The organism is Amycolatopsis sp. PS_44_ISF1 (assembly GCF_032335455.1).
GTDB lineage: Bacteria > Actinomycetota > Actinomycetes > Mycobacteriales > Pseudonocardiaceae > Amycolatopsis.
The window spans coordinates 3,271,159-3,297,598 of sequence record NZ_JANUXO010000001.1; the positions used below are offsets into that span (position 1 = coordinate 3,271,159).

The 26,440-nt window shown below is 73.3% G+C and carries 21 protein-coding genes; 9 read left to right on the forward strand and 12 right to left on the reverse strand.

What is annotated here, in order from left to right:
* Positions 1-4: 4 nt before the first annotated feature.
* The gene (locus NYF13_RS14620) at positions 5-598 is read right to left on the reverse strand and encodes a bifunctional adenosylcobinamide kinase/adenosylcobinamide-phosphate guanylyltransferase (RefSeq protein WP_315656975.1); all 594 of its coding nucleotides are present in this window, start codon (positions 596-598) and stop codon (positions 5-7) included.
* Positions 599-880: 282 nt separating this feature from the next.
* Here NYF13_RS14620 and NYF13_RS14625 point away from each other — a divergent pair, with 282 nt between their 5' ends.
* Together NYF13_RS14625 and NYF13_RS14630 are read left to right on the forward strand one after the other, a co-directional pair.
* Entirely contained in the window at positions 881-1,813 is a 933-nt protein-coding gene (locus NYF13_RS14625; protein WP_315656976.1) for a cobalamin biosynthesis protein, read from the forward strand.
* A complete protein-coding gene (locus tag NYF13_RS14630; protein ID WP_315656978.1) occupies positions 1,810-3,294 on the forward strand; it encodes a cobyric acid synthase in 1,485 nt (494 codons plus the stop codon). The genes NYF13_RS14625 and NYF13_RS14630 overlap by 4 nt, the downstream gene beginning before the upstream one ends.
* Before the next feature lie 153 nt (positions 3,295-3,447).
* Here the strand turns inward: NYF13_RS14630 and NYF13_RS14635 are convergent, their stop codons facing one another.
* Genes NYF13_RS14635 through NYF13_RS14645 form a run of 3 tightly spaced genes read right to left on the reverse strand, consistent with a single transcriptional unit; the run spans position 3,448 to position 5,820 of the window.
* Positions 3,448-4,044, reverse strand: coding sequence for a nitroreductase family protein (locus NYF13_RS14635; RefSeq protein WP_315656979.1), 597 nt, complete (start codon positions 4,042-4,044; stop codon positions 3,448-3,450).
* 43 nt (positions 4,045-4,087) lie between these two features.
* Positions 4,088-4,729 (reverse strand): response regulator transcription factor, encoded by a 642-nt coding sequence (locus tag NYF13_RS14640; protein ID WP_315656981.1) that lies wholly within the window; start codon positions 4,727-4,729, stop codon positions 4,088-4,090.
* Positions 4,726-5,820 (reverse strand): histidine kinase, encoded by a 1,095-nt coding sequence (locus tag NYF13_RS14645; protein ID WP_315656982.1) that lies wholly within the window; start codon positions 5,818-5,820, stop codon positions 4,726-4,728. Before NYF13_RS14645 ends, NYF13_RS14640 begins: the two co-directional genes overlap by 4 nt.
* A 136-nt stretch (positions 5,821-5,956) precedes the next feature.
* Here NYF13_RS14645 and NYF13_RS14650 point away from each other — a divergent pair, with 136 nt between their 5' ends.
* Complete coding sequence (locus tag NYF13_RS14650; protein WP_315656983.1) at positions 5,957-6,868, forward strand: ROK family protein; 912 nt, start codon at positions 5,957-5,959, stop codon at positions 6,866-6,868.
* Positions 6,869-7,012: 144 nt separating this feature from the next.
* Here NYF13_RS14650 and NYF13_RS14655 read toward each other — a convergent pair whose 3' ends face one another.
* Together NYF13_RS14655 and gltB are read right to left on the reverse strand one after the other, a co-directional pair.
* Positions 7,013-8,464 carry a glutamate synthase subunit beta gene (locus tag NYF13_RS14655; RefSeq protein WP_315656984.1) on the reverse strand — a complete coding sequence of 484 codons (1,452 nt, stop codon included), beginning with the start codon at positions 8,462-8,464 and terminating at the stop codon, positions 7,013-7,015.
* Positions 8,465-8,529: 65 nt separating this feature from the next.
* Entirely contained in the window at positions 8,530-13,086 is a 4,557-nt protein-coding gene (gene gltB, locus NYF13_RS14660) for a glutamate synthase large subunit (RefSeq protein ID WP_315656986.1), read from the reverse strand.
* A 500-nt stretch (positions 13,087-13,586) separates the two neighbouring features.
* On the opposite strand from gltB, the gene NYF13_RS14665 reads away from it, so the two are divergent.
* The gene (locus NYF13_RS14665; RefSeq protein ID WP_315656988.1) at positions 13,587-14,216 is read left to right on the forward strand and encodes a YigZ family protein; all 630 of its coding nucleotides are present in this window, start codon (positions 13,587-13,589) and stop codon (positions 14,214-14,216) included.
* Between the two features lie 241 nt (positions 14,217-14,457).
* Here NYF13_RS14665 and NYF13_RS36700 read toward each other — a convergent pair whose 3' ends face one another.
* Positions 14,458-14,961, reverse strand: coding sequence for a hypothetical protein (locus tag NYF13_RS36700; protein ID WP_396287165.1), 504 nt, complete (start codon positions 14,959-14,961; stop codon positions 14,458-14,460).
* A gap of 182 nt (positions 14,962-15,143) precedes the next feature.
* Between NYF13_RS36700 and NYF13_RS14675 the strand changes: the two genes are divergently transcribed.
* Positions 15,144-17,954 carry an FAD-binding and (Fe-S)-binding domain-containing protein gene (locus NYF13_RS14675; RefSeq protein WP_315656989.1) on the forward strand — a complete coding sequence of 937 codons (2,811 nt, stop codon included), beginning with the start codon at positions 15,144-15,146 and terminating at the stop codon, positions 17,952-17,954.
* 50 nt (positions 17,955-18,004) lie between these two features.
* On the opposite strand, the gene NYF13_RS14680 is transcribed toward NYF13_RS14675, so the two are convergent.
* On the reverse strand, positions 18,005-18,616 hold the full coding sequence (locus NYF13_RS14680; RefSeq protein ID WP_315656991.1) for a TetR family transcriptional regulator: 612 nt from the start codon (positions 18,614-18,616) through the stop codon (positions 18,005-18,007).
* Between the two features lie 130 nt (positions 18,617-18,746).
* Here NYF13_RS14680 and NYF13_RS14685 point away from each other — a divergent pair, with 130 nt between their 5' ends.
* Together NYF13_RS14685 and NYF13_RS14690 are read left to right on the forward strand one after the other, a co-directional pair.
* On the forward strand, positions 18,747-19,937 hold the full coding sequence (locus tag NYF13_RS14685) for a cytochrome P450 (RefSeq protein WP_315656992.1): 1,191 nt from the start codon (positions 18,747-18,749) through the stop codon (positions 19,935-19,937).
* A gap of 4 nt (positions 19,938-19,941) precedes the next feature.
* On the forward strand, positions 19,942-20,157 hold the full coding sequence (locus tag NYF13_RS14690) for a ferredoxin (protein WP_315656993.1): 216 nt from the start codon (positions 19,942-19,944) through the stop codon (positions 20,155-20,157).
* Positions 20,158-20,488: 331 nt separating this feature from the next.
* Here NYF13_RS14690 and mtnA read toward each other — a convergent pair whose 3' ends face one another.
* Together mtnA and NYF13_RS14700 are read right to left on the reverse strand one after the other, a co-directional pair.
* Positions 20,489-21,460 carry an S-methyl-5-thioribose-1-phosphate isomerase gene (gene mtnA / locus NYF13_RS14695; protein ID WP_315656995.1) on the reverse strand — a complete coding sequence of 324 codons (972 nt, stop codon included), beginning with the start codon at positions 21,458-21,460 and terminating at the stop codon, positions 20,489-20,491.
* Positions 21,461-22,748: 1,288 nt separating this feature from the next.
* Complete coding sequence (locus tag NYF13_RS14700) at positions 22,749-23,540, reverse strand: PIG-L family deacetylase (RefSeq protein ID WP_315656996.1); 792 nt, start codon at positions 23,538-23,540, stop codon at positions 22,749-22,751.
* Positions 23,541-23,780: 240 nt separating this feature from the next.
* On the opposite strand from NYF13_RS14700, the gene NYF13_RS14705 reads away from it, so the two are divergent.
* Both NYF13_RS14705 and infA read left to right on the forward strand, forming a co-directional pair.
* Positions 23,781-24,575 (forward strand): GNAT family N-acetyltransferase, encoded by a 795-nt coding sequence (locus tag NYF13_RS14705; RefSeq protein WP_315656997.1) that lies wholly within the window; start codon positions 23,781-23,783, stop codon positions 24,573-24,575.
* A complete protein-coding gene (gene infA / locus NYF13_RS14710; protein WP_315656998.1) occupies positions 24,575-24,796 on the forward strand; it encodes a translation initiation factor IF-1 in 222 nt (73 codons plus the stop codon). Before NYF13_RS14705 ends, infA begins: the two co-directional genes overlap by 1 nt.
* A 46-nt stretch (positions 24,797-24,842) precedes the next feature.
* Here infA and NYF13_RS14715 read toward each other — a convergent pair whose 3' ends face one another.
* Both NYF13_RS14715 and NYF13_RS14720 read right to left on the reverse strand, forming a co-directional pair.
* On the reverse strand, positions 24,843-25,718 hold the full coding sequence (locus NYF13_RS14715) for a hypothetical protein (protein ID WP_315656999.1): 876 nt from the start codon (positions 25,716-25,718) through the stop codon (positions 24,843-24,845).
* On the reverse strand, positions 25,715-26,416 hold the full coding sequence (locus NYF13_RS14720) for a TetR/AcrR family transcriptional regulator C-terminal domain-containing protein (protein WP_315657001.1): 702 nt from the start codon (positions 26,414-26,416) through the stop codon (positions 25,715-25,717). Before NYF13_RS14720 ends, NYF13_RS14715 begins: the two co-directional genes overlap by 4 nt.
* Positions 26,417-26,440: the final 24 nt, after the last annotated feature.

The following is a 26,440-nucleotide window of genomic DNA, read 5'->3' on the forward strand; positions in this document are numbered from 1 at the left end:
CTCCCTACGGCAGGTCGAGCACCCGTCCCGCGACGACCAGCGAAACGCGGTCGGACTCGGCGGACACCCGGTTGTTGAGTGCGCCCAGCACATCACGGAACAGCCGCCCGGACGAAGTCGCGGGCACCACACCGCTGCCGACCTCGTTGCTGACCGCGACCACCGGCACCCGCGCCTGGGCCCAGGCGGCCAGGAAGTCCTCCAGGCGGTCGTCGAGGCGGCGCTCCCAGCCGGGCTTGCGCCGCCACGCCCCGACCTCGTCGAGCACCCGGGAGAGCCAGGTGCCGAGGCAGTCGATCAGCAGCGGCGCGGTGGCCGTCCGCAGCACGGAGGCCAGGTCGGTGGTCTCCACCGTGGTCCAGTGCGCGGGACGGCGGGCCTGGTGCGCGGCCACGCGGGCGGCCCAGTCCGGGTCGTCCTCGCTCGGCGGCAGGCCGGGCGCGACGTAAACGAGGTGCGGGTGGCGCGCGACCAGCCGCTCCGCGTGCCGGGACTTCCCCGAGCGGACCCCGCCGAGGACCAGCACCTTGCCGTCGTCGCGTCCGTACCGGCGCAGGAAGCGGGCCAGGGCTTCACAGCCGAGGGCGAGCCGGTGCATCAGCCCCGCCGACGGGTTCTTCCCCGGGGAGGCGGCGTTGGGCCCCGCCGACGTGTTTGCCCCCGGGGAGGCGGCGTTGGGCCCCGCCGACGTGTTTGCCCCCGGGGAGGCGGCGTTGGGCCCCGCCGACGTGTTTGCCCCCGGGGAGGCGGCGTTGGGCCCCGCCGACGTGTTTGCCCCCGGGGAGGCGGCGTTGGGCCCCGCCGACGTGTTTGCCCCCGGGGAGGCGGCATTAGGCACAGTCATACCCGGCATTGTCGTGCACGCGCTACCGTTCGCCACGTGCCACTCCGACAAGCCGTCACCGCGGCCGGCCTGATCACCGGATTCGCCGCCGACACGCTCTTCGGTGATCCGCGTCGCGGTCATCCGGTGGCGGTGTTCGGCACGGCCGCGGCGGCGGTCGAACGCCGGTGGTGGGCCGACTCGAAGCCGCGTGGAGCTGCGTACACGGCTCTCTGCGCGGGCACGGTGACGGGGCTCGGGCTGGCCGCGCAAGCTGCGACCCGGCGACGTCCCTTCGCTCGCTTCGCGCTGACGGCCGTCGCGACGTGGGTAGTGCTCGGCGGGCGCGGTCTCGCCACCGAAGGCCGCGAGATGGCCCGCTTGCTCGAAAGCGGCGACCTGCCCGCGGCGCGTCAACGCCTTTCGCACCTGTGCGCGCGCGACGCGACGGAGCTGGACAGCGCGGAGCTGACTCGCGCGGCCACGGAGTCGATCGCCGAGAACACCTCCGACGCGGTGGTCGCGCCGCTGCTGTGGGGTGCGGTCGCGGGCCTTCCCGGGTTGCTCGGTTACCGCGCGCTCAACACCCTCGACGCCATGGTCGGCTACCGCTCGCCCCGGCACCTGCGGTTCGGCTGGGCCTCGGCCCGGGCCGACGACCTGGTCAACCTGCTGCCCTCGCGGGTCGGCGCGCTGTCGGCGGCGGCCTGCGCGCCGCTGGCCGGCGGCCGGGCGCGATCGTCGTGGAAGGCCTGGCGCCGTTACGGTTCACTGCACCCGAGCCCGAACGCCGGACAGGTCGAAGCGGCCTTCGCCGGTGCGCTCGACCTGCGGCTCGGGGGCACCAACAGCTACGGCGGAGAGGTCGAACGGCGTGGCACCCTGGGCGACGGCCGGGCCCCCGAGCCCGCCGACCTGCGCCGCGCGGTGCGGCTCTCGCGAGCGGTCGGGATCGCGGCGCTCGCCGTCGCCGCGGCGGTGGCGCGATGACCGGCCTGCTGATCGCCGGCACCACCTCCGACGCGGGCAAGAGCCTGGTCACGGCCGGGATCTGCCGCTGGCTGGCGCGCCGCGGGGTGCGGGTGGCGCCGTTCAAGGCGCAGAACATGTCCAACAACTCCATGGTGTGCGCGGACGGGGCCGAGATCGGCCGGGCGCAGTGGCTCCAGGCGCGCGCGGCGCGGGTGGAACCCGAGGCGGCGATGAACCCCGTGCTGCTCAAGCCGGGCAGCGACCGGCGCAGCCACGTGATCGCGCTCGGCCGGCCGTTCGGCACGCTGGAGGCCGGTGAGTACGCCACCGGCCGCGCCGGGCTGGCCCAGCTCGCGTTCGACGCCTTCGCCGAGCTGAGCTCGCGGTTCGACGCCGTGGTGTGCGAGGGCGCGGGCAGCCCCGCGGAGATCAACCTGCGCCGCGGCGACTACGTGAACCTCGGCCTGGCGCGGCGGTTCTCGCTGCCGGTGCTGGTGGTCGGCGACATCGACCGAGGGGGAGTGCTGGCCTCGATGTTCGGCACGCTCGCCCTGCTCTCACCCGAGGACCAGGCGCTGGTGGCGGGCTGGGTGGTGAACAAGTTCCGCGGCGACGTCGGCCTGCTCCGCCCGGGCCTCGACAGCCTGGAGAAGGTGACCGGACGGCCGGTGCTCGGCGTGCTGCCGTGGCTGGAGCGCGTGTGGATCGACTCGGAGGACGCGCTCGCCGCGGCGGGCTGGCGGCGGGAGGCGCGAGACGGTGCCCGGGGCCTGCGGGTGGCCGTGGTCCGGTTCCCGCGCGCGTCGAACGCCACCGACGTCGACGCCCTCGCGGCCGAACCCGGGGTGACGGTGAGCCTGACCGCCGACCCGGACACGGTCGCGACGGCCGACCTGGTGGTGCTGCCCGGATCTCGGGCCACCGTGGACGATCTGCGCTGGCTGCGCGAGCGCGGGCTGGCCGGCGCGGTGGCCGCGCGCGCCGCGTCGGGCCGGCCGGTGCTGGGCATCTGCGGCGGCTACCAGATGCTGGCGGAGTCCATCGAGGACGAAGTCGAGTCCGGGGCCGGCCGGGTGCCGGGGCTGGGACTGCTGCCGACCCACGTGCGGTTCTCGCCGGAGAAGGTGCTCGGCCGCCCGTCCGGAACCTGGCGCGGCCACCGCGTCGACGCGTACGAGATCCACCACGGCACCGCGGGCCCGGCCCCGGCCGAGTCCTTCCTGGACGGGTACCGGTCCGGTCCGGTGTGGGGCACCACCTGGCACGGTGCGCTGGAGAACGACGGTTTCCGCCGCGCCTGGCTCACCGAGGTCGCCGCCCAAGCCGGGGTCGCGTGGTCCCCGGCCCCGGGCGCCCCGGGCTTCGCCGACCTGCGCGAGGACATGCTGGACCGGCTGGCGGACGCGGTCGAGTCCGAATTGGACACTGAGAAAGTGCTCGCGCTGCTGGATTCCGGGGCTCCGGCCGGGCTTCCGTTCGTGCCCCCCGGTGCACCGTGATCAGTGCACCAGCAGCCACCACGGCGAAGAGCTCGGCGTGGTGCGGCCGTTCGCAGTCGATGGCCTCGGCGCCCCGGCCGAGCTGCCCGGGTCCGGCGGAACGCGCCGTTCGAGATCGCCTTCGACCCAGCGGTGTCCCCGCTGCTCGGAGGCTCAGCGCACCCAGGTCACCAGTTCGTCGAGCGGGAGCCGGGCCCGGGTCGTGCGGCTGGACCGGTCGTCGGGCTCCTCGGCGCCGTACCCGAGCGTGACGATGCCGGCCAGCGCGACGTCGTCCGGGAAGCCGACGGTCGCGCGCAGCTCGGCGAGCCGCTGCGGATCGGGGCCGAAGAACCCGGTCGCGAGACCTTCGTCCGCCGCCGCGAGCTGGATCAGCGTGAGCAGAGCGCCGCTGTCGAACCACCAGTACGGCACCGGCCAGGCGATCTCGGCGCCGTCGGCGTCGAGCTTGTCCGGCTGCTGGTAGCGCTCGTGGTAGGAGGCCTCGCGGACGCCGAGCGCGAGGTGCACCGGCGCCTTCGAGATCCAGGCCGGGAACCCCCGTTCCCCATACGGCCGCTCCGAGATCTCGGCGATCCGCCGCCGTGGCTCGGGCGCGGTGATCACCACCAGCCGGTGGCCCTGGCTGAACCCGCCGCTCGGCGCGCGGTGCACCATCCGCACGACCCGCCCGAGCACGTCTTCGGCGACGGGGTCCGGCCGGTAGCTTCGCACCATCCGGCGGCCCCGCAGCGCTTCGGTGAACTCCATGGGGCCGATTCTGCCCGGCGCCGCGCCCCGTGCGCACCGCCGATCAGGCCAGGCCCGCGTCGTGCACCAGGATGGCGACCTGGGTCCGGTTGTCGGCGTCCACTTTGGACATGATCCGGCCCACGTGCACCTTGACCGTGGATTCGCTCAGGCCCAGCGCGGCGGCGATCGCGGCGTTGCTGGAGCCGTGGGCGACGGCGACGGCCACCTCGCGCTCGCGCGGGGTCAGCGCTTCGAGCCGGGCCTTGGCGCCGTGGGCGGCGTCGCCCGAGGCGAAGTGCGTCAGCAGGCGGCGGGTGATCGACGGGGCCAGCATCGCCTCCCCGCGGGTCACCAGGTGGACGGCGCGGACCAGGTCCCGCGGCGGGGTGTCCTTGAGCAGGAAGCCGGTGGCGCCGTGGCGCAGCGCGGCGTGCACGTACTCGTCGAGGTCGAACGTGGTGAGCACGACCACCTGCGGCGCCCCCGGCCCGCCGGCCACCAGCCGGGTCACCTCCAGCCCGTCGGCCCCCGGCATCTGGATGTCGGTGAGCACCACGTCCGGCCGGTACCGCTCGATGAGCCCGGCCACACCGGTGCCGTCCCCGGCCTCGGCGACCACGCAGATCTCCGGATCGGACTCCAGGATCATCCGGATTCCGCTGCGCACCAACGCCTCGTCGTCGAGCAGCAGGACCTTGATCACGGTGTTCCCCCTTCGGCCGGGAAGCTGGCCCGGACCACGTAGCGGCCCGCTCCGTCCGGGCCGTGGTTCAGCGCGCCGCCGGCCAGGGTGACGCGCTCGCGCATCCCGATCAGCCCGTACCCGGAGACCGGCAGCCCGGCGGAAGCGCCCAGCGGGTTGGCCACCTCGGTCACCAGCCGCCCGTCCTCCAGGCCCAGCCGCACGTGGATGGTCGCACCCGGCGCGTGCTTCGCCGCGTTGGTCAGGGATTCCTGCACGATCCGGTAGGCCGCGCGGCCCACCTGGTCGGTCACCCGCGGTAGCGGTTCGGGCAGATCGGTGACGATCCGCGCGCCCGCCGCGGCGAGGTCTCCGGTCAGCCGGGCCACCCCGGACAGCGCCGGGCCGGGCCGGGAACTCGGGTCGGGGGCGTCGTCGCGCAGCACCTGGAGGATGTCGCGCAGTTCGTTCAGCGCGGCGGCACTGGACTCGCGGATCACCTCGGCCAGTTGCCCGGTCTCCTCGTCCGGCGCCCGCACCGACAGCGCGCCGGCCTGCAGCGCGACGATGCTCACCCGGTGGGCGACGACGTCGTGCATTTCCCGCGCGATCCGGCGCCGCTCGGCCGCCACCGCCCGCTCGGCCAGCAGGTCGCGTTCGCGTTCGGCCTGGTCCGCCCGGCCGCGCAGGGCTTCCAGCAGCGCCGCCCGCTGGTACATCCAGAGCCCGGCCAACACGGGGATCACCAGGAAGCTCACCGCGGAGACGCCGAGGGCTCGCCAGTTCGGCGTGCCCCCCGACCCGGCGAAGGTGGCCAGCAGCGCGAGGCAGCCGGCCACGGCCACCGCGGTCGGCCACTTCGGCCCCCGGCGCGAGGCCACGGTGTAGAGCAGCACCGTGGGCAGCAGCAGCACGGTCGGCACGAACCACGCCAGCCCGTAGCCGATGAACGCGGTGATCAGCGGGTACCGGCGGCGCAGCAGCAGCACCACGAAGGCCACCGCGACCGCCGGCACCCAGAACGGCGGGGTGTGCACCCGGTGCAGACCGTCCAGCACGAGGATGCCGGTGGCCCCGAAGGCCACGAGCAGGTCGATCAGCAGCGCGCGCACACCGCCCACCGTAGGCCCCGGCGTGCTCGCACGCGTCGGGCGCGGTGCGCACCGCTTTCCGGTGCCTTCCTTTTTTTCGAGATCACTCTCCTTGGACGTCACCCGGATGTGAGGCCGCGGGTGTGAGAATCCGGGTATGGCAGATTTGGTGGCGGCTTTGGACGTGGGCGGTACGACGGTGAAGGCGGCCCTGCTCGACGGGGACCTGAACGTGCTCTCGACGCTGCGGGTCACGACGGCCCGCGGCGCCGACGGCACGGCGCTGGCCGAGCAGGTGGCCGACGTCGTCTCGGTGCTCGCGGAGCAGGCCGGGACGGGCGCCCCGGGCGCGGTCGGCGTGGTGGTGCCCGGGATCGTCGACGAACAGGCCCGCGTCGCGCGGTTCTCCGCGAACCTGGACTGGCGCGACGTGCCCTTCGGCGAACTGCTGGAGAACCGGCTCGGGCTGCCGGTGGCCTTCGGGCACGACGTGAGCGCGGGCGGGCTGGCCGAGTTCCGCGTCGGCGCCGGGCAGGGCTGCGCGGACGCGGCGTTCATCGCGGTCGGCACCGGCATCGCGGCTGCGCTGATGCTGGACGGGCGGCTGTACCGGGCGCACGGGCTGGCCGGGGAGGTCGGGCACATCGACGTCGGGCACCGCATCGTCTGCGGTTGCGGCGCGACGGGCTGCCTGGAGGCGATCTCCTCGGCATCGGCCATCGCGCGGCGCTACACCGAGCACACCGGCCGTCCCGCGGACGGGGCGCAGCCGGTGGTCGACGCGGCCCGCCACGGCGACGAGGCGGCGCTGGCGGTGGTTTCCGACGCCCTCGACGGCCTCGGCCACGGCATCCGCACCCTGCTGACCCTGCTGGCCCCCGAGGTCGTGGTGCTCGGCGGCGGATTGTTCACCGCGGCCGACTACGTGCTCGACCCGGTCCGCGACTGGCTCTCCTCGGCGCTGACCTTCCAGCGCCGGCCGGAACTGCGGCTGGCCGAACTGGGCGACGAGGCCGGACGGCTGGGGGCCGGTCTGCTGGCCCTCGACCTGCTGGCGTCCCGGCGCTGAAACGATCCGGCCCCGAAACGATCCGGCCCCGAAACGATCCGGCGCTGAAACGATCCGGCGCCGAAACGATCCGGCGCGGTCCGGGCAACCCGGGGCAGAGAACGGGCCGGGCGCAGCAACACTGGTGCGCCCGGCCCGTTCAGTTCAGGAGAGCGGCCGGTCGCCCGGGGTGATCGGCGCGGGCAGGAACGAGCGGCCGGTCAGGAAGGCGTCGACGCCGGCGGCGCAGGAGCGGCCCTCGGCGATGGCCCACACGATGAGCGACTGACCGCGGCCCATGTCGCCGGCCACGAAGACGTTGTCCAGGCTGGTGCGGAAATCCTGGTCCCGCGCCACGTTCCCGCGCTGGTCCAGCTCCACGCCGAGGGCCTCGACCAGTCCTTCGCGCTGCGGGCCCAGGAAGCCCATGGCCAGCAGCACGAGCTGGGCCGGCAGCTCGGTCTCGCTGCCCTCCACCGGGACGAACCGGCCGCTCTCGGAGCGCACCTCGACCAGCTTCAAGGCGCGCACGCGGCCGTCGGCGTCACCCAGGAACTCCTGCGTGTTCACCGAATACAGCCGCTCGCCGCCCTCTTCGTGGGCCGAGGAGACGCGGTAGATCATCGGGTAGGTCGGCCACGGGTGGGTGTCCGAACGCGATTCCGGCGGCCGCGGCAGGATCTCGAGCTGGGTCACCGATTTCGCGCCCTGGCGGTGCGAGGTGCCGACGCAGTCCGCGCCCGTGTCGCCGCCGCCGATGACCACGACGTCCAGTCCCTCGGCGGAGTACGGCGAAGCGTCCAGCTCACCCGAGGCGACGCGGTTGGCCGGCGGCAGGAACTCCATCGCCTGGTGGATGCCGTCCAGCTCGCGGCCGTCGATCGGCAGGTCGCGCCACGCGGTCGCGCCCCCGGCCAGCACCACGGCGTCGTGGGCGGAGCGCAGCTCGTCCACGGAGAGGTCGGTGCCGACCTCGACCGAGGTCCGGAACTGCGTGCCCTCGGCCTCCAGTTGCGCGAGGCGCCGGTCCAGCCGGTGCTTCTCCATCTTGAACTCGGGGATGCCGTACCGCAGCAGCCCGCCGAGCCGGTCGGCCCGCTCGAAGACCACCACGCTGTGGCCCGCGCGCGTCAGCTGCTGCGCCGCGGCCAGCCCGGACGGCCCGGAGCCGACCACGGCCACCTTCTTGCCGGTCCTGGTGACCGGTACCTGCGGCGTGACCCAGCCTTCGGCGAAGGCCCGGTCGATGATCGAGACCTCGACCCGCTTGATCGTCACCGGATCGTCGTTGATGCCCAGGACGCAGGCGGTTTCGCACGGCGCGGGGCAGAGCGTTCCGGTGAACTCCGGGAAGTTGTTCGTGGCGTGCAGCCGGTCCGCCGCCTGCTGCCAGTCCTCCCGCCACACCAGCGTGTTCCACTCCGGGATCAGGTTCCCCAGCGGACAGCCCTGGTGGCAGAACGGGATGCCGCAGTCCATGCAGCGCCCGGCCTGCTTCTCCAGCTTCGTGGTCGCGAAGTCCTCGTAGACCTCACGCCAGTCCATCAGCCGGAGGTCCACCGGACGGCGCGTCGGCTCCTCGCGAGTGGTGGTCAGAAAGCCCTTGGGGTCAGCCATGAGCGGCCTCCGTGTTCTGCGGGGTACCCGCACCCAGTCGGCGCTCACGGCCGGCTTCGCGAGGGTCAGCCATGAGCGGCCTCCATGATCGCCTCGTTCACATCGCGCCCGTCCCGCTCCGCCTGCACCTGAGCGGCGAGCACGCGCTTGTAGTCCTTCGGCATGACCTTGCCGAAGCGGTCGACGGCGGCGTCCCAGTCGGCGAGCAGTTCGCGCGCGACCGCGGACTCCGTTTCGTTGTAGTGCTTCTCCACGGTCTCGCGCAGGAAGTCGGTGTCCTCGGAGTCGAGCGGGTCGATGTCGACCATCTCCGGGTTCACCCGGTGCACCGGCAGGTCGAGCGCGTAGGCGATGCCGCCGGACATGCCGGCCGCGAAGTTGCGCCCGATCCCGCCGAGCACCACCACCCGGCCGCCGGTCATGTACTCGACGCCGTGGTCGCCCACGCCTTCGACCACCGCCAGCGCGCCGGAGTTGCGCACGCAGAACCGTTCCCCGGCCTTGCCGCGGATGAAGATCTCCCCGCTGGTGGCGCCGTAGCCGATCACGTTGCCCGCGATGATGTGCTCCTCGGCGGCGATCACCGAGTTGCGGTCCGGGCGCACGATCAGCCGCCCGCCGGACAGGCCCTTGCCGACGTAGTCGTTGCCGTCCCCGTAGAGCCGCAGCGTGATGCCCTTCGGCACGAACGCGCCGAACGACTGGCCCGCGGTGCCGGTGAAGGTGACGTCGATGGTGTCGTCCGGCAGGCCCGCGCCGCCCCACTTCCTGGTCAGCTCGGAGCCGAGCATGGTGCCCACGGTGCGGTTGACGTTGCGCACCGGCAGTTCCAGGCGCACCTTGTCCCCGGCCGACAGCGCGCCCTCGGCCAGCTGGATCAGCGTGTTGTCCAGCGCCTTGTCCAGCCCGTGGTCCTGCGCCACCTGCTGGTGGCGGGCCGCGCGCGGGGCCAGCGCGGGCACGTGGAAGATCGGCGAAAGGTCGAGCCCGGCCGCCTTCCAGTGCTCCACCGCCTTGCGCTTGTCGAGCACCTCGGCGTGGCCCACGGCTTCGGCGATGGACCGGAAACCCAGCTCGGCCAGGTACTCCCGCACCTCCTGGGCGATGAACCGGAAGAAGTTCACCACGTACTCGGCCTTGCCGCTGAACTTCTCGCGCAGCTCGGGGTTCTGCGTGGCGACGCCCACCGGGCAGGTGTCGAGGTGGCACACGCGCATCATGATGCAGCCCGAGACCACCAGCGGCGCGGTCGCGAACCCGAACTCCTCGGCTCCGAGCAGCGTCGCGACCACCACGTCCCGGCCGGTCTTGAGCTGGCCGTCGGTCTGCACCACGATCCGGTCGCGCAGCCGGTTGGCCAGCAGCGTCTGCTGCGTCTCGGCCAGGCCCAGCTCCCACGGGCCGCCCGCGTGCTTGATCGAAGACAGCGGGGAGGCGCCCGTCCCGCCGTCGTGGCCGGAGATCAGCACTACGTCGGCGTGGGCCTTGGACACCCCGGCCGCGACCGTGCCGACCCCGACCTCGGACACCAGCTTCACGTGGATGCGCGCGGCCGGGTTGGCGTTCTTGAGGTCGTGGACGAGCTGGGCCAGGTCTTCGATGGAGTAGATGTCGTGGTGCGGCGGCGGGGAGATCAGGCCGACCCCCGGGGTCGAGTACCGCGTCCGGGCGATCCACGGGTACACCTTCGCGCCGGGCAGTTGCCCGCCCTCACCGGGCTTCGCGCCCTGCGCCATCTTGATCTGGATGTCGTCGGCGTTGACCAGGTACTCGCTGGTGACGCCGAAGCGTCCCGAAGCGACCTGCTTCACCGCGGAGCGCCGCTCGGGGTCGTAGAGCCGCTCGGCGTCCTCGCCGCCCTCCCCGGTGTTCGACTTGCCGCCCAGCCGGTTCATCGCGATGGCCAGCGTCTGGTGCATCTCCATCGAGATCGAGCCGTAGGAGATGGCGCCGGTGGCGAACCGCTTGACGATCTCCGAAACCGGCTCGACCTCGTCGATGGGCACGGCTCGGCGCTCGCCCGGCTTGAAGTCGAATAGCCCGCGCAGCGTCTGCAACTTCGCCGACTGGTCGTCGACGGCCTTCGTGTACTCCTTGAAGACCTCGTACCTCCCGCTGCGCGTGGAGTGCTGCAGCTTGAACACGGTCTGCGGGTTGAACAGGTGGGGCTCGCCCTCGCGGCGCCACTGGTAGTCCGCGCCGGTCTCCAGCTCGCGGTGGCTCGGGCGGACGCCGTCGGCCGGGAAGGCCCGGCGGTGGCGCTGCTCGACCTCCTCGGCGATGGTGTCGAACCCGATGCCGCCCAGGCGTGAAGTGGTTCCGGTGAAACAGGTGTCGACCACTTCGGCCCCCAGCCCGACGGCCTCGAAGATCTGCGCGCCGGTGTAGGAGGCGACGGTGGAGACGCCCATCTTGGACATCGTCTTGCGCACGCCCTTGCCCAGCGCCTTGATCAGGTTCGCCGTGGCCTGCTTGCCGGTGACGCCCGGGATCAGTCCCCGGTGCGCCATCTCTTCCACCGTCGCCATCGCCAGGTACGGGTTGACCGCGGCCACGCCGTACCCGACGAGCAGCGCGATGTGGTGCACCTCGCGCGCGTCGCCCGCTTCGACGATGAGGCCGACCTGCGTGCGCGTCTTCGCCCGGACCAGGTGGTGGTGCACCGCGCCGGTGAGCAGCAGTGACGGGATCGCGGCGTGGTCCTCGTCGACGCCGCGGTCGGACAGCACGATCAGCCGCGCGCCGTCCTCGATCGCCTCGGACACCTCGGCGCGGATCTCGTCGAGCCGCTGCACCAGCGCCGCACCGCCGCCGTGCACGTCGTACCGGCCGAGCACGGTGACCGCCTGGAACTCCGGCAGCGTGCCGTCGTCGTTGACGTGCACCAGCTTCGCGAGCTGGTCGTTGTCCAGCACCGGGAACGGCAGCGCGATCCGGCGGCACGAGGCGGGCCCGGCGTCGAGCAGGTTCGGCTCCGCGCCGATCTGCGTGCCGAGCGCGGTGATCAGCTCCTCCCGGATCGAGTCCAGCGGCGGATTCGTCACCTGGGCGAAGAGCTGGATGAAGTAGTCGAACAGCGGCCGCGAGCGGGTGGACAGCGGCGCGAGCGGCGAATCGTTGCCCATCGAGCCGATCGGCTCCGCGCCGGTGCGGGCCATCGGCTCGAGGATGGTCTCCAGCTCCTCTTCGGTGTAGCCGAAGGATTGCTGGCGCCGCACCAGCGCGGCGTGCAACGGCACTTCGCGGTCGCGCTCGGGCAGGTCGTCCAGGCGCAGCAGCCCGGCGTCGACCCATTCGTCGTACGGGTGCGCGGTGGCCAGCTCGCCCTTGATCTCCTCGTCCTCGATGATCCGGCCCTCGGCCGTGTCGACCAGGAACATCCGCCCCGGTTCGAGCCGTCCCTTGCGGACGATCGTGGACTGGTCGAGCTCCAGCACGCCCACCTCGCTGGCCAGCACGACCAGCCCGGCTTCGGTGACCCAGTACCGGCCGGGGCGCAGCCCGTTGCGGTCGAGCACCGCGCCGATCTGCGTGCCGTCGGTGAACGCCACCAGCGCGGGCCCGTCCCACGGCTCCATCAGCGTGGAGTGGAACTCGTAGAAGGCCCGGCGCGCAGGGTCCATCTCCTGGTGGTTCTCCCAGGCTTCCGGGATCATCATCAGCACCGAGTGCGGCAGCGAGCGCCCGCCCAGGTGCAGCAGTTCGAGCACCTCGTCGAACGAGGCGGAGTCGCTGGCGCCGCGGGTGATCACCGGGTGGAGGCGCCCGAGGTCGCCGGGGACGAGGTCGGTCTCCAGCAGCGCCTCGCGGGCGTCCATCCAGTTGCGGTTGCCCTTGAGGGTGTTGATCTCGCCGTTGTGCGCCACGTACCGGTACGGGTGCGCGAGCGGCCACGACGGGAAGGTGTTGGTGGAGAAGCGGGAGTGCACCAGGCCGATGGCGCTGGTGACGCGCTCGTCGGTCAGGTCGGGGAAGAACCGCTCGACCTGACCCTCGGTCAGCATTCCCTTGTAGACGATGGTGCGCGAGGACAAGGACGGGAAGTAGACCGCCGGTTCGCCGCTGTCCTCGGCCAGTTCGTGCTCGGCGCGCTTGCGCACGCAGAAGGCGGCGCGCTCCAGCGCCAGCCCTTCGCGGTTGTGCCGGCGCCCGGCCAGGAACAGCTGCGTGAAGTGGGGCATGGTTTCGGCCGCGGTGGGCCCGCAGTGCGCGGGGTCGACGGGCAGCTCGCGCCAGCCCACCACGCGCATGTCCTCCTCGGCGGCGATCCGCTCGATGGTGGTCATGGCGCGGCCGCGGCGTTTTTCGTCCTGGGGCAGGAAAGCGGTGCCGACGGCGTAAGCGCCCGGCTCGGGCAGCGGGAAGCCGGCGACCTCGCGGTAGAACGCGTCGGGCACCTGGATCAGCAGGCCCGCGCCGTCACCGGTGTCGGGTTCGGCGCCTCGCGCCCCGCGGTGCTCCAGATTCCTGAGCGCGACCAGGGCTTGGGCCACGATCTGATGATCTCGGCGGCCGGCGAGGTCGGCGACGAACGCGACCCCGCAGGCGTCGTGCTCGTAAGCGGGGTCGTACAGACCCTCGGGGGCCGGTGGGCTGGAATCGGAACTGGCACGGTGGGTCACGGCTGGCCGCCTCCCAAGGCGTTGGCGCGCCCGGTACTCACTCCATCGGGTGGTTCGACACTGAACCGGTTAACGAAGTGGTCCGGAACCGCGATGGTCAGTCGAGAAACAGTCGAAGAAGGAACGCACCCGCCCGAGGACTCGTCGGCGGGCCGTCCTCCTGGGGCCGCACGGCGTCGGGCGGCCGGACACGAGTCGGTGCGACCACGGGCTGGGTGCGGCCAGCCGGTGTGGTGGGGGGCGGGCCGGGCTCGTGGTGTTACTCCCGGGTTCGCCGGGTCTTATGACGATAGTGTGAATTCGCTGTAATCGACATACGTCGCCGCGCCCGGGTGGGAAATGCCACGCGCACGTTGACGGCCCCCGGGGTGTTCCCATATGCCGGGCGAGCCCTCCCGGTGAGCGGAAGGTGTGGCCTCCGACCTGCGAAAACGCCGGGCCGGCCGGGTGGCTGAACGGGCCGGGCGGGTGGTTGACTGACCGCATGAGGCGAGCCGTCGATGACTGATCGTTATCTGTCCGTGCCGGGTCCGGGGCAGCACGAGGTCGAGATCCGGCGCTCCCGCTTCCTCTGCGCCCTCGCCCCGGTGACCGGCGAAGCCGCCGCGCGCGAGGTGATCGCGGCCCGCCGCAGGGCCGAGCCGGCGGCCCGGCACCACTGCCACGCCTTCGTCCTCGGCCCGGACGGCCGCACCCAGCGCTCCAGCGACGACGGCGAGCCGGCCGGTACCGCGGGCGTCCCGATGCTGGAGGTCCTGCGCCGCCGCTCGGTGACCGACACGGTCGCGGTGGTCTCCCGCCACTTCGGCGGGGTGCTGCTGGGCGCGGGCGGGCTGATCCGCGCGTACGGGCAGGCCGTGTCGGAGGCCCTGGACGCGGTCGGGGTGGTCGAATACCGGCGGCTGAGCCTGGTCGAGGTCGAGGTGGACTACACCCGCGCCGGCCGGCTGGAGAACGACCTGCGCTCGTCCTCGTACCCGGTGAAGGAGACCCGCTTCGACACGGCCGCCCACTTCCGGATCGGCCTCGGCGCGGACGAGGGCGAGAAGTTCGCGACCTGGCTGGCCGACCTGACCGGCGGGGAAGCGGTGCTGACCCCGCTGGGGGAGGAATGGGTGCGCTCGGCCTGACCCGGCCCCGGCGGCACCACCCCACTCGGCAACGAGCCCTGACGGGTGCGGCCGGGGGGTGAACGGGCGCGGCGCGGCGCGGGTGCTGGCGCGGTGGCGCATCCCGAGCACGGAGCCCTCGGCCGTCTCGTGCCCTCCGGCCAGGCCGGGAAGGGGCGCAAGGGCAGCCCCTCATTCTTCGGGAAGGCGTCCACCCGGCGGTACCGGCCGGAACCGGTCGCGCGAGCCTGCCGGGTCTTCCTCAGACGGCCACGATGGCACCTGCCGCGGTGGGCAACGCCACCGCTCCGGCCGCGGGCTGCGCTACCGCACCCGCCGCGGGCAGCGCCACCGCATCCGCGCTGGGCAACGCCACCGTTCCGGCTGCGGGCTGCGCTACCGCACCCGCCGCGGGCAGCGCCACCGCATCCGCGCTGGGCAACGCCACCGCACCCGCCGCAGGCAGCGCCATCGCACCCGCCGCGGGCAACGCCACCACTCCCGCCGCGGGCAACGCCCCCACTCCGGCGGTGGTCAGCACGGCCGCGACCCGCTGGCCGCGCGGCCCGGCGGTGGCCGGTTCGACCAGGCCCAGGCGGACCAGCCGGCGGATGGCGCTCTGGTCGCAGCAGCTCAGCCCGTCCACGAACAGATCGGGCTCGCAGCTGAAGCTGATCTGGGCCCGGCCCGCGGCCACTGCGGCCAGGGTGGCCCGTTCGCGGTAGCTCAGCGGGATGTCCTCGACGTCGGTCGGTTCGACGGTCATGCCAGTACCTCGCTCTCCTGGTCCAGTGAAACGCAGACCACCGACAGTTTCACGCCGAAACAGCGTGAATCCCCGCATTTCCGATGTTCTGTGGGGTGAAGCCGGCCCGCCCCGGCGGCATCGGGCCCACTCGCGCCGGGGTCGCGTTCGCGGTGGCCGGGGCGGGTGTCTTGAATGGTGGGGTGGAGATCCTCACCGACACCGCCACGCTCGCCCTGTACACCACCGACGCCTCCAACTACCGCCACGTGCCGCTCGGCGTGGTGCTGCCGGAGACGGTGGACGACGTGGTCGCCGCCGTCGCCGCGGCGCGGGAGCGCGGCTTGCCGGTGGTGGCGCGCGGCGGGGGCACGAGTGTCGCGGGCAACGCGTGCGGCCCGGGCCTCGTGGTGGACACCTCCCGGCACGTGCACGGCGTCCGCTGGCTCGACCCCGCGGCCCGGCTCGCGCGGGTCGCGCCCGGCACCGTGCTGGACGACCTGCAGGCGCTCGCCGCGCCGCACGGACTGCGGTTGGGGCCCGATCCGTCCACGCACAGCCGCTGCACCCTCGGCGGGATGATCGGCAACAACGCCTGCGGCTCGCACTCCGTGGCCTGGGGCCGGACCGTGGACGTGGTGCGGGAGCTCGACGTGCTGCTCTACGACGGCACCCGGCTCACCGTCGGCCCGGCCACACCGTCCGAAGTGGATGAACGCGCGGCGCGGCCGGGCACCGAGGGCCGGGTGTTCACCGAGCTGCGCGCGCTGGTGCGGGACAACCTCGCGCTGCTGCGCCGGGAACTCTCCACCTGGCCGCGCCGGGTGTCCGGGTACGGGCTGGAACACCTGCTGCCGGAGAACGGCTTCGACCTGGCCAAGGCGCTGGTCGGCAGCGAAGGCACCTGCGTGACCGTGCTGGAGGCCACCGTGGCGCTGGCCGAGCTGCCCCGGCACCGGGTGCTGGCCGTGCTCGGTTTCGGCTCGGACATCGCGGCCGCCGACGCGGTGCCGCAGATCCTGCCGTGGTCGCCACTGACCGTGGAGGGGGTGGACGCCCGGCTCGTGGCGCTGCTGGAGCCCGGCCGCGCGGACGGCCTGCCGCCGGGGGGCGCCTGGCTGTTCGTCGAGCTGGCGGGGGAGTCACCGGACGAGGCGGCCGGGCGGGCCCGGGCGCTGGCGGCTTCGCTGGACGCCGCGCTGACCGGTTCGGTGGTGCTGGACGATCCCGTGGCGCAACGCCGCCTGTGGCGCATCCGCGAGGAGGGCGCGGGCCTGGCGACCCGGCTGGCCGACGGTTCGGAGGCGTGGCCCGGCTGGGAGGACGCGGCGGTACCGCCCGAGCGGCTCGGCTCGTACCTGCGCGAGTTCAAGGAGCTGATGGCCCGCTACGGCCGCCAAAGCGTGGTTTACGGCCACTACGGCGAAGGCTGCTTGCACCTGCGCCTCGACTTCGACCTGCTTTCGCCGCCGGGCATCGCGGACTTCCGCGGTTTCGTCGAAGAGGCCGCGGACCTGGTCGCGGCGCACGGCGGCTCGCTCTCGGGCGAGCACGGCGACGGGCAGGCCCGTTCGGAGCTGCTCTCGCGGATGTACAGCCCGGAGATGATCGCCCTGTTCGGCCGGTTCAAGGCGATCTTCGACCCCGGGGGCCGGATGAACCCGGGCATCCTGGTCGACCCGCGGCCGGTGGACGCCGATCTGCGGGTGCGGCGGGCGCCGCTGGCCCTCGAAGACGTCACGGTGCTGGGGTACCCGGAGGACCAGGGCAGTTTCGGGCAGGCGATGCGCCGCTGCGTCGGGGTCGGCAAGTGCCGCAACACCGGTGGCGGCGGCGTGATGTGCCCGAGCTACCGCGTCACCCGCGAGGAGCGGCACTCCACCCGCGGACGTGCGCACCTGCTGGCCGAGATGGTCAACGGCGAGGTGATCGGGGACGGCTGGCGCTCGGAAGAGGTCGCCGAGGCGCTGGACCTCTGCCTGTCGTGCAAGGGCTGTCTCTCGGACTGCCCGGTGGACGTCGACCTGGCCACCTACAAGGCGGAGTTCCTGCACCAGCACTACCGCGGCCGCCTGCGCCCGGCTTCGCACTACTCGATGGGCTGGCTGCCGCTGTGGTTGCGCGGGGCCGCGCTCGCCCCCCGGGCGGCGAACTTCCTCTCGCGCCGTCGCTGGGCCTCGGCCGCGCTGAAGCGGGTGGGCGGCCTCGCGGCGGAACGGGCGCTGCCGGAGTTCGCGACGGTGCCGTTCACCCGGGCGCGCGCGGACCTGCGCCGCTGGGCGAGCGGTCCGCGCCCGGTGCTGCTGTGGCCGGACTCGTTCAACAACTACCTCACCCCCGGCGTGCTCGACGCCGCCGCGGAGGTGCTCACCGCCGCGGGCTACGACGTGGTGCTCCCGGACCGGGGAGTCTGTTGTGGACTGACCTGGGTCTCCACCGGCCAGCTGGAGGTGGCCCGGTCGGTGCTGCGGCGAACCCTGGAGGTGCTGCGGCCCTACCTCGAAGCCGGCTACGAGGTGGCCGGTCTGGAACCGAGCTGCACCGCGCTGTTCCGCGGTGACCTGGCCGCTCTGCTCCCGGGCGACGCGACGGCCGGGCTGCTGGCCGCGCGCACCCGCACGTTCGCCGAGCTGCTGGCCGACGCGCCCGAGCCGCTCAAGGCTTCGCTGGACGTCGAGACGGTGACGCAGGTGCACTGCCACCAGCACGCCGTGCTGGGCTTCGCCGCGGACGAGGCCGCGATGGCCGCCGCGGGCGTCCGCAACACGACGCTCGACTCCGGCTGCTGCGGACTGGCCGGCAACTTCGGCTTCGAGCGCGGGCACTACCAGGTGTCACGCGCGGTCGCGGAGGACCGGATGCTGCCCGCCCTGCGCGCGGCCCCGGACTCGGCCGTGGTGCTTTCGGACGGATTCAGCTGCCGCACCCAGATCGAGCAGGAGTCGGGCCGGCGCGCGGTGCACCTGGCGGAGCTGCTGCGGCAGGGGTTGCGGGACCAGGACGGGCCCCGCTGAGGGGTGCCACTGAGGGGCGCGCCACCCCGGTTTCGAGGACACGGTCCGGGTCAGCCGGTCCCGGCGGCGGGGGGACGCGCGGGCTGCACCGGATCGTTGTGCTCCAGCAGGGTCGCCACCGCCGGCCCCACCAGCCGGACGACGGCCTCGGTCCCGGCCCCGGCCAGCGGCTCCTTGCCGGTCACGGAGCGGACCAGGCCGATGCCCAGCAGCCAGGCCAGGGCGAGGTCGGCGCGCAGCTCCGCGTCCGGCTGATCGGTGAGGGTGGCCAGCACCCGCGCGTACTCCTCACCGACCCGCTCGCGCATCGCGGTGGCCGCGCCGCTGCTGCCGGTCGAGCGCAGGTAGGTCTCCAGCGAACGGTGGGAGTAGCCCTCGTCCGAGGGCTCGAGCAGGGAGCGCAACGTCGTTTCGAAGAGCTGCTCCGGTGGCGTCGCCTGGAGCTGGGCCAGGCCGCCGCGGGCCATCACGATGCCGAACAGGGCCTCTTTGGAGCCGAAGTAGCGAAACAGCAGGGCCTGGTTCGCGCCCGCCCGCTTCGCGATGTCGCGCACGGTCGTGCGGTCGAAGCCGCGCTCGGCGAACAACTCCTCGGCCGCGTCCAGCAAGGCGGCCTTCGTCGCCGCCGCGTCGCGCTTGCGCGACTGCGGTTCTCCGGTCATGCCACCTCCGTTCGCGACGAGGTTAACCGGGCTGCACCCCGTGAGCGCATTGACGCGCTCGGTCACCATCGGTAGCGTTGTAAGCAGGTGCTTACAAACTGGACTTTCCAGTAGATCGGGAGTTCTCCGCATGACCACCACACACAGCGAACCGCTCGCCTACCCGTTCAACGAGGAGGCGGGGCTCGCGCTCAACGCGGCCTACCGGTCCGCCCGCGAAGCCGAAGGCATGATCCGGGTCCGGATGCCGCACGGCGCGGACGCCTGGCTGGCCACGAGGTACGCCGACGCCCGTCTGGTGCTGGGCGACCGCCGCTTCTCCCGCGCGATGGCCGAGTTCAAGGACGAGCCGCGGATGACCGCGCACCGGCGCCCCGGCGGCATCCTGATGATGGACCCGCCGGACCACACCCGGCTGCGCACGCTGGTGGCGAAGGCGTTCACCATGCGCCGCGTCGAGCTGCTGCGCCCGCGCGTGGCCGAGCTGGCCCAGGGTCTGGTCGAGGACATGAAGGCGGCCGGGCCGCCGGCCGACCTGGTCGACGCGTACGCGCTGCCGATCCCCGTGGCCGTGATCTGCGAGCTGCTCGGCGTCCCGACCGCCGACCGGCCCCGCTTCCGGGTGTGGAGCGACGCCGCGCTGACCACCAGCGGCCTCACCGCGGAGGAGTCCGAGCGCAACCGCGAGGAGTTGCGCGCGTACATGGCCGGGCTCATCGCCGAGCACCGCGCCGAGCCGCAGGACGACCTGATGACCGCGTTGATCGAGGCACGCGACGTCAAGGACCGGCTGAGCGAGCTGGAGCTGGTGGACCTGTGCGTTGGCATCCTGGTGGCCGGGCACGAAACCACGGCGAGCCAGATCCCGAACTTCGTCTACGCGTTGCTGGACGAGCCCGGGCAGTGGGAGAAGCTGTGCGCCGAACCGGAGCTGATCACGACCGCCGTCGAAGAGCTGCTGCGGTTCGTGCCGCTCGGCGCCGGCGCCGGGTTCGCCCGGTACGCCACCGAGGACGTCGAGGTCGGGGACGTCCTGGTCGAGGCGGGCGAGCCGGTGCTGGTCGCGATCGGCGCGGCCAACCGCGACGCGCTGCAGTTCACCGAGGCCGAAGGCCTGACGCTGGGCCGGGTGGACAACCACCACCTCGGCTTCGGCCACGGCGTGCACCACTGCCTGGGCGCGCCGCTGGCCCGGCTGGAGTTGCAGGAGGCGCTCAAGGCGCTGACCCGCGAGATGCCGGACTTGCACGTGATCGGCGATATCGTGTGGAAAACCCAGATGCTCGTCCGCGGACCGCGGTCGATGCCGATCGGATGGTGACACGATGGCTTGGCACGTCGAGGTCGACGAGCACACCTGCATCGGCTCCGGGATGTGCGCGTCGCTGATGCCCGAGGTCTTCGAGCTGAACGGCGCGGTCGCCCACCCCCTGACCGAGACCGTCGGGGAGGACGAAACCGTGCTGGACGCCGCGGACTCCTGCCCGGCGATGGCCATCACGGTCACCGCGGGCACGGAGGTGGTCGGGCCCCGCCCGTAGCGCCCGGCCCCGGGTTTCCGGGCCCATCGCCACCCGAGGGGTCGGATGGCCGTCGCTGAGGCGCTCGGCTGGGGTTAGCCCAGCCGAGCGCCTCGGGTGGGTGGCAGTCGGCGTTCTTGGTCTGCGGCAAGGTCGGCCGGGGTGTCGATGGCGGGCTTGGTCTTCCCCGCCCTTGGGCAGATCGTCTGCCCGGCGCCCGGTCCCAAGGGCAGTGGCAGGAACGTTTTTCTTGTCCGCCAACGGAATCCGCTGAGCGTTGGCCTTGATCACGTCGGCAACCGGCACCGGACCTCGGCGTTGCCGGGTGCGTCGGCCGATCGCCGGGGCCGTTCTAGGCCGTGGGGACGCGGACGCCGTGTTCGGTGACCACGGCGGTGATCAGTGCGGCGGGCGTGACGTCGAACGCCGGGTTGAACACCTCGGCCCCTTCGGGGGCCACCCGCGTGCCGCCGAAGTCCGTCAGCTCGCCCGCCGCGCGTTCCTCGATGACGATGTCCGCGCCGGTGGCCAGCGACTCGTCCACAGTGGACGAAGGTGCGACCACCACGAACGGCACCCCGTGGTGCGCGGCGGCGATGGCGAGCCCGTAGGTGCCGATCTTGTTGGCGACGTCCCCGTTCGCGGTGATCCGGTCGGCGCCCACGAGCACGCAGTCCACCAGCCCGCGCGCCATCGCGGCGGCCGCCGCCCCGTCGGGCTGGATGCGGTAGGGCACGCCGGCCTGCGCGAGCTCCCACGCCGTGAGCCGCGCGCCCTGCAGCAACGGACGGGTTTCGTCGACCAGCACGGATTCCACCAGCCCCCGCTCGTGCAGCTGCCAGACGACGCCGAGCGCGGTGCCCCAGGCGACGGTCGCAAGATGCCCGGCGTTGCAGTGGCTGAGCAACCGCAACGGCCGCCGCCCGCAGGCCTCGAGCACCACCTCCGCCGCGTGCGCGGACGCGGCCCGGTTGAGCCGCTCGTCCTCGTCCAGCACGGCCAGCGCCTCGGCCAGCACGGCCTCGGGCCCGCCGTCGAGCTTGGCCAGCGCCCGGGCCACCCCCCAGCTGAGGTTCACCGCCGTGGGCCGCGCCCCGGCCACCCGCGCGGCCTCCGCCCGCACGTCCCCACCGGCGAACGCCGCGAGCGCCACCCCGAGCGCCCCCGCCCCACCCAGCGCCGGCGCCCCCCGCACCGCCAGCCGCCGGATGGCGTCGACCAGCTCGTCGACGGTCCGCAGCGAAAGCCGGCGATACTGCCCAGGCAGAGCGACCTGGTCGATGATCTCGACGGCCCCGTCCACCCAGTCGACTGTGCGGTGCATCTTCCCCTCCGTGTGCCTCGGCTGCCCGGAGCCTGAGGCCCGGACCCGCACCTTGGCAAGCACCGGCGACCCGGCTTGCCCGATGGTCTGACCGCGCGGCCCGCTCACTCGTACGGGCCGCGCCGGGCCGGGCCGCGCCGGGCCGCGCCGGGCCGGGTGGGGCCGGGTGGGGCCAGGTCGGGTGGGGCTGGGCCGCGCCGGGGCTGGGCCGGATCCCGAACCGCGGCTCCGGCAACCCATCGGCCCGGCCCCGCCGCCGTGACCGGCCCGCCGCCGTGACCGACCTCGCCGCCGGAACCGAACCGACGCGGAGACCTACCTGCCGCGGAGACCTACCCCCCCGGTGGGACCGACCTGCCGCGGGGACCTACCCACCGGTGGGACTGACCCGCCGCTGGGGACCTACTTGCCGCCGGGGGCGATCCAACCGCACTCACCGCCCCGCCCCGCACACCGCCCGCCCCGGCCCACGCCTGGCCCACAGCCTCTCCACCGCGCACCCGCCCGCCCGCCCCGGCTCACGTCCGTTCGCTCCGGCACGTACACCCCGGTAGCCCCGGCGCACACGTCCGTTCGCTCCGGCACCAAGCCTGCTCCGGCGCGCACCCGCCCGGCCGTCCCGGCGCCCACGCCCGCGCCTGCTCGAGCACGCACATGCCCAGCTGCCCTGGCCACACGCCCGCCCGCTCCGGTACGCAGCCTGCTCCGGCGCATACCCGCCCGGCCGTCCCGGCGCACACGCCCGCGCCTGCTCGAGCACGCACATGCCCAGCTGCCCTGGCCACACGCCCGCCCGCTCCGGCACGCACACGCCTTGCCGTCCCGGCGCACACGCCCGTCCGCTCCGGCCTACCTTGTCCGCCCTGCGTTCAGCCTGCCCGCCCTCACGCATACGCACGCTCGCTTCAGCGCACAGCCCGCCTGCCCCGGCCCACGTCCGCCTGCTTGGGCGCAGCCTGTCCGACACGGCGCAACCTGCTTGCCGCGCATACTTCGGCCGCCACGGTGCCCGCGTCCGCCTGCCCGCGGCCCAACTCCTCCGGGTGCACCTTGTCCCCCACGGCGCATCCCGGCGCGTGGTGCCCTGTTTGCCTGCTTCAGCGCACAGCCTGCCCGCCCTGTGCGAAACCCGACCGCCCGTGCGCCTCCCGGCTCGGCTCCGGTGCCCGGGCGCCGAGCAGGGCAAGCATTCGCACCGTGGGCTCGCGCGGGACGGCCGCGGGCGAGGTGGTGGCCGCAGGCGAGCATCCACGATTTTCCGGGCGGCTTCACCGACGAGGCGGGTGCCTCACGAACCGGCCATGATGTCCGTTTCCGTGATGCCCGGGCCGTGGCCCTCGCGGATGAACCATTCGGTACCGAAGGCCAGCCGGAACTGCTCGTCCGGCAGGGCCAGGAAGAACGAGTCCTCGCTGATCTGGCTGGCGTGGGCGCGCATCGCGGCGCGCTTGGCGGTCAGGCCGGGGGTGACGTCGACCGCGGCGGTGATCTCGGCTTCGGACTTGCCCATGCGGGCGTCGTCCAGGTCGGGCAGGGCCTCGGCGGGCAGCTCGCCCGCTTCGACGGCCTGCTTCATACCGCGGATCATGTGGTCGCGGTTCATCGTGGCCTGGTAGACGCGGGTGACGCCGGCCAGCTCGGCGGCGCGGGTGCCGACGCGGTGGACCTGGATGTGGTCGGGGTGGCCGTAGCCGCCGTAGTCGTCGTACACCGTGAGCACGTCGGCGGACTCCTTGCGCAGGATCGTGGCCAGCCGCCCGGCCGCCTCCTCCACCGAAGCGGTCCAGAACGTGCCCGGCGCGTCGTTCGTCGGCTCGCCCATCATGCCCGAGTCGCGGTAGCCCAGGAACTCCACACGCTTCACGCCGAGCACTTCGGCCGCCGCGTGGGTCTCCCGGACCCGCCGCTCCCACAGCTGCTCACCCTCGTCGAGGAACCCTTCGGGTACTTCGCCCACCTCGCCCCGCGTCGCCACGACGAGCACGACGCGGTGCCCCTCGTCCGCGGCCTTGCGCATCACGCCACCCGTGCTGATGCACTCGTCGTCCGGGTGGGCGTGGAACGTCACCAGTGTTGCCATGCCCCCGAAGGTACCGGCAGGCACCGACAAAAACCGGCAAGCACCGGCGGCCCGCGAAAAAGCGATCGACGGCGCCCCGCCCACCCGGCTACCGTGCGCTCGACCGTGACCCCGGACGAGGAGGTGAGACCCGTGAACGCTGCATCTGCACGGGTGCTCCCCGTCGCCGTCACGGTCGGGCGATCGACGTAGCCGTCGCCGGGAGCGCTTCGAACCAGCACTCCCGAAAGGCGTCATCCCATGGAATTCCCGCACTTCCCGGCCGGCCCCGGCGAGCACGCCGGGCCGGTCACCCGGGTCTCGGAGCGGCTCTGGCACGCGCTCGACGACGACCGCGTGGTCGGCCGCGCCGAAGCCTCGCCACGGCCCGACGGGCGGCTGTTCGTCAGCGTCGACGCGTGGCACCGCGAGGTTTTCGACCAGCTCGCCGAGGCGATGCTGGCCGAACTGCCCAAACCGTTGTACACAGTGGTCGACGAGGCCGACACCGATTTGACGGCGCAGTGGCAGCGCGCCGGTTTCACGGTCCGGCGCCGCGAATGGGACTACCTCGTGCCGACCGATCCCCGGAGCACGGGGCTCGGTCCGCTCCTGCCACCGCCCGGCGTGACGGTGCTGCCCGTCGGTGAAGCGCAGGAGGCCCCGCTACGAGCGGTGGACCGGGTGATCCGTGAAGAGGTCGAAGCGGCCGTCGGCTGGCACGAGATGCCCGCCGAGATCCTGGTCCGCCCGGACCGCGACACCGTGGTCGACCCGTCGAAGTACGCGGTGGCGGCCGAGGCCGGACAGTACGTCGCGCTGGCGCGGGTGCTCGCGTTCCGGTTGCCGCGGATCGGATTGATCGCGGTCCGCGCGGACCGCCGCCGCCGGGGCGTGGCCCGCGCGCTGCTGGCCGAGGTACTGGGTTCGCTGCACCGCGACGGTCACCCCTCGGCGCTGGCCGAGGTGAACGAATCCAACGCGGCGGCGGTGGCCCTGTTCGATGGCGTCGGCGGCCGGCGGGCGGGCAGCAACCTGGAACTGGTGCGGCGCTGATGGCCACCACGGCGGGGATCGAAGTCGAGGGCACGGTCCTCGAATGCCTGCGCAACGCCACTTTCCGGGTGGAGCTGGAGAACGGGCACAAGGTGCTGGCGCACATCAGCGGGAAGATCCGGCGCAACCACATCAGGATCATGCCGTTCGACCGGGTGCTGGTGGAGCTGAGCCCGTACGACCTGAGCCGCGGGCGGATCCTCTTCCGCTACCGCACCTAGGCGCCGCGGACCGGCCGTCGCCGGGTCTTCGGGCCCGGCGGCGGCCTCACCCGGCCCAGCCGCGCCGGATGATCCGCGCCAGCTCGTCCAGGTGGTGCCGGGCTTCGCGCGCCAGCTCGGGGTCGGCGGTGTCGAACTGCTGCTCGAGTTCCAGGAGCGTGGCCAGCGCCTGCTGCCCGGGCGACGGCGCGGCCGCGGGCTCGGCGGGCGCGGCCCATCGCTCGGCCCACTGCGCCGAGCGTTCCCGGCTGATGGCCGAGCGGAAGATCAGCTCCTCCACGGTGTCCACGTCCAGGCCGAGTTCCACGGCCCACGACGTCAGCAGGGCCACGTACCGGTCGTAGACGGCCGGTCGCCAGCCGTCGATGTGCAGGCGCAGGCCGGTGTGGGTCGCCAGCCAGCGGCGGACGACCGCGTCCAGGATCGGGGCACCGGCGCCGCCGGCGTACTGGGCGGCGGTGACGAACCGCAGGTACTTGGTGCCGAAAGCCACTCCCAGGTACCGCAGCGGGCGGCCGGACAGCTCGCGGAACGCCGCCGGGCCGCCGTGTTCCCGCGCGACCAGCGCCACTTCGGCCAGCCGCCCGGGCGCGTGCGGGTTCTCGGCCAGTACCCGCGCGGTGCGCCAGGGGCCGTAACCGACCCGGCCGTAGCCCCAGATCATCGAGACCAGGAAGGCCTGTTCGGCGCCCTCCGGGGTGGTCGCGCGGGCCGCGTGACGGGTGGCCTCGGCTCGATCGACCGCCTCGGGCAGGGTGGTGAGGAACGAGCGCTGGCCGGGGAACTGCTCGAGCCAGGGACCGCGGGGCCAGCGCGAAGCCGGTTGCGGGGGCTCGCCGTTTTCCCGCCACAACCGCACGACGCTGGTCAAGACCGGGGGAACCGGGGTGGCCGCCAGGTCTGCCTCCAGCCGGCGTTTCACGTTGCGGCTCGCCGCTGCAGGGTGTCGACCAGCAGGTCGAGCCCGAAGGCGAACTCCTCCTCGTGATCGCAGACCGCCAGGTGGGGTGCGGCCTCGGCCACGCGCGGGAGGCCGGCGGTCTCCAGCTCGGCCCGGCGCCGTTCGACGCCATCCCGGTCGGCGCCGCTGAAGGTGGGGCCGGCCGAGACCTCGCGCAGCAGGCTGCCGATCACGAAGGCCAGCACCGAACGGGTGGCGTGCACGGCGGAGGTGGGCGGGAACCCCGCGTCGCGCAGCACGGACAGGACCGTCTCGACCGGGGCCAGTGCCGCGAACGTGCCGAGTTGCCGGGTCAGGACCAGCGGCGCGCAGCGGGGGTACCGGAGCGCGACGTGGCGGAACGCCTGGGCCATCGCGTGCACGTCCGCACGGAGAGCGCCGGTGGGGGACGGGAGTTCGACGCCGACGAGCACGTGTTCGGTGATCCGGTCGAGCAGCGTGTCCCGGTTGTCGACGTGGTGGTACAGGCTCATCGCGTCGACGCCCAGCCGCCGGGCCAGCCCCCGCATGGTGACGGCTTCGAGGCCCTCCTGCTCGGCCAGTTCCAACGCACCGGTGACGATGCGCTCCCGGGTGAGCACCGGTTTTCCGCCGGCCGGGCGTCCGCGCCGGGGCTTGCCGTCGACCATGGGGACCTCCTCCTCGGAGCCGGTGGACAAATCCTACACCGTAGGTATTATTCC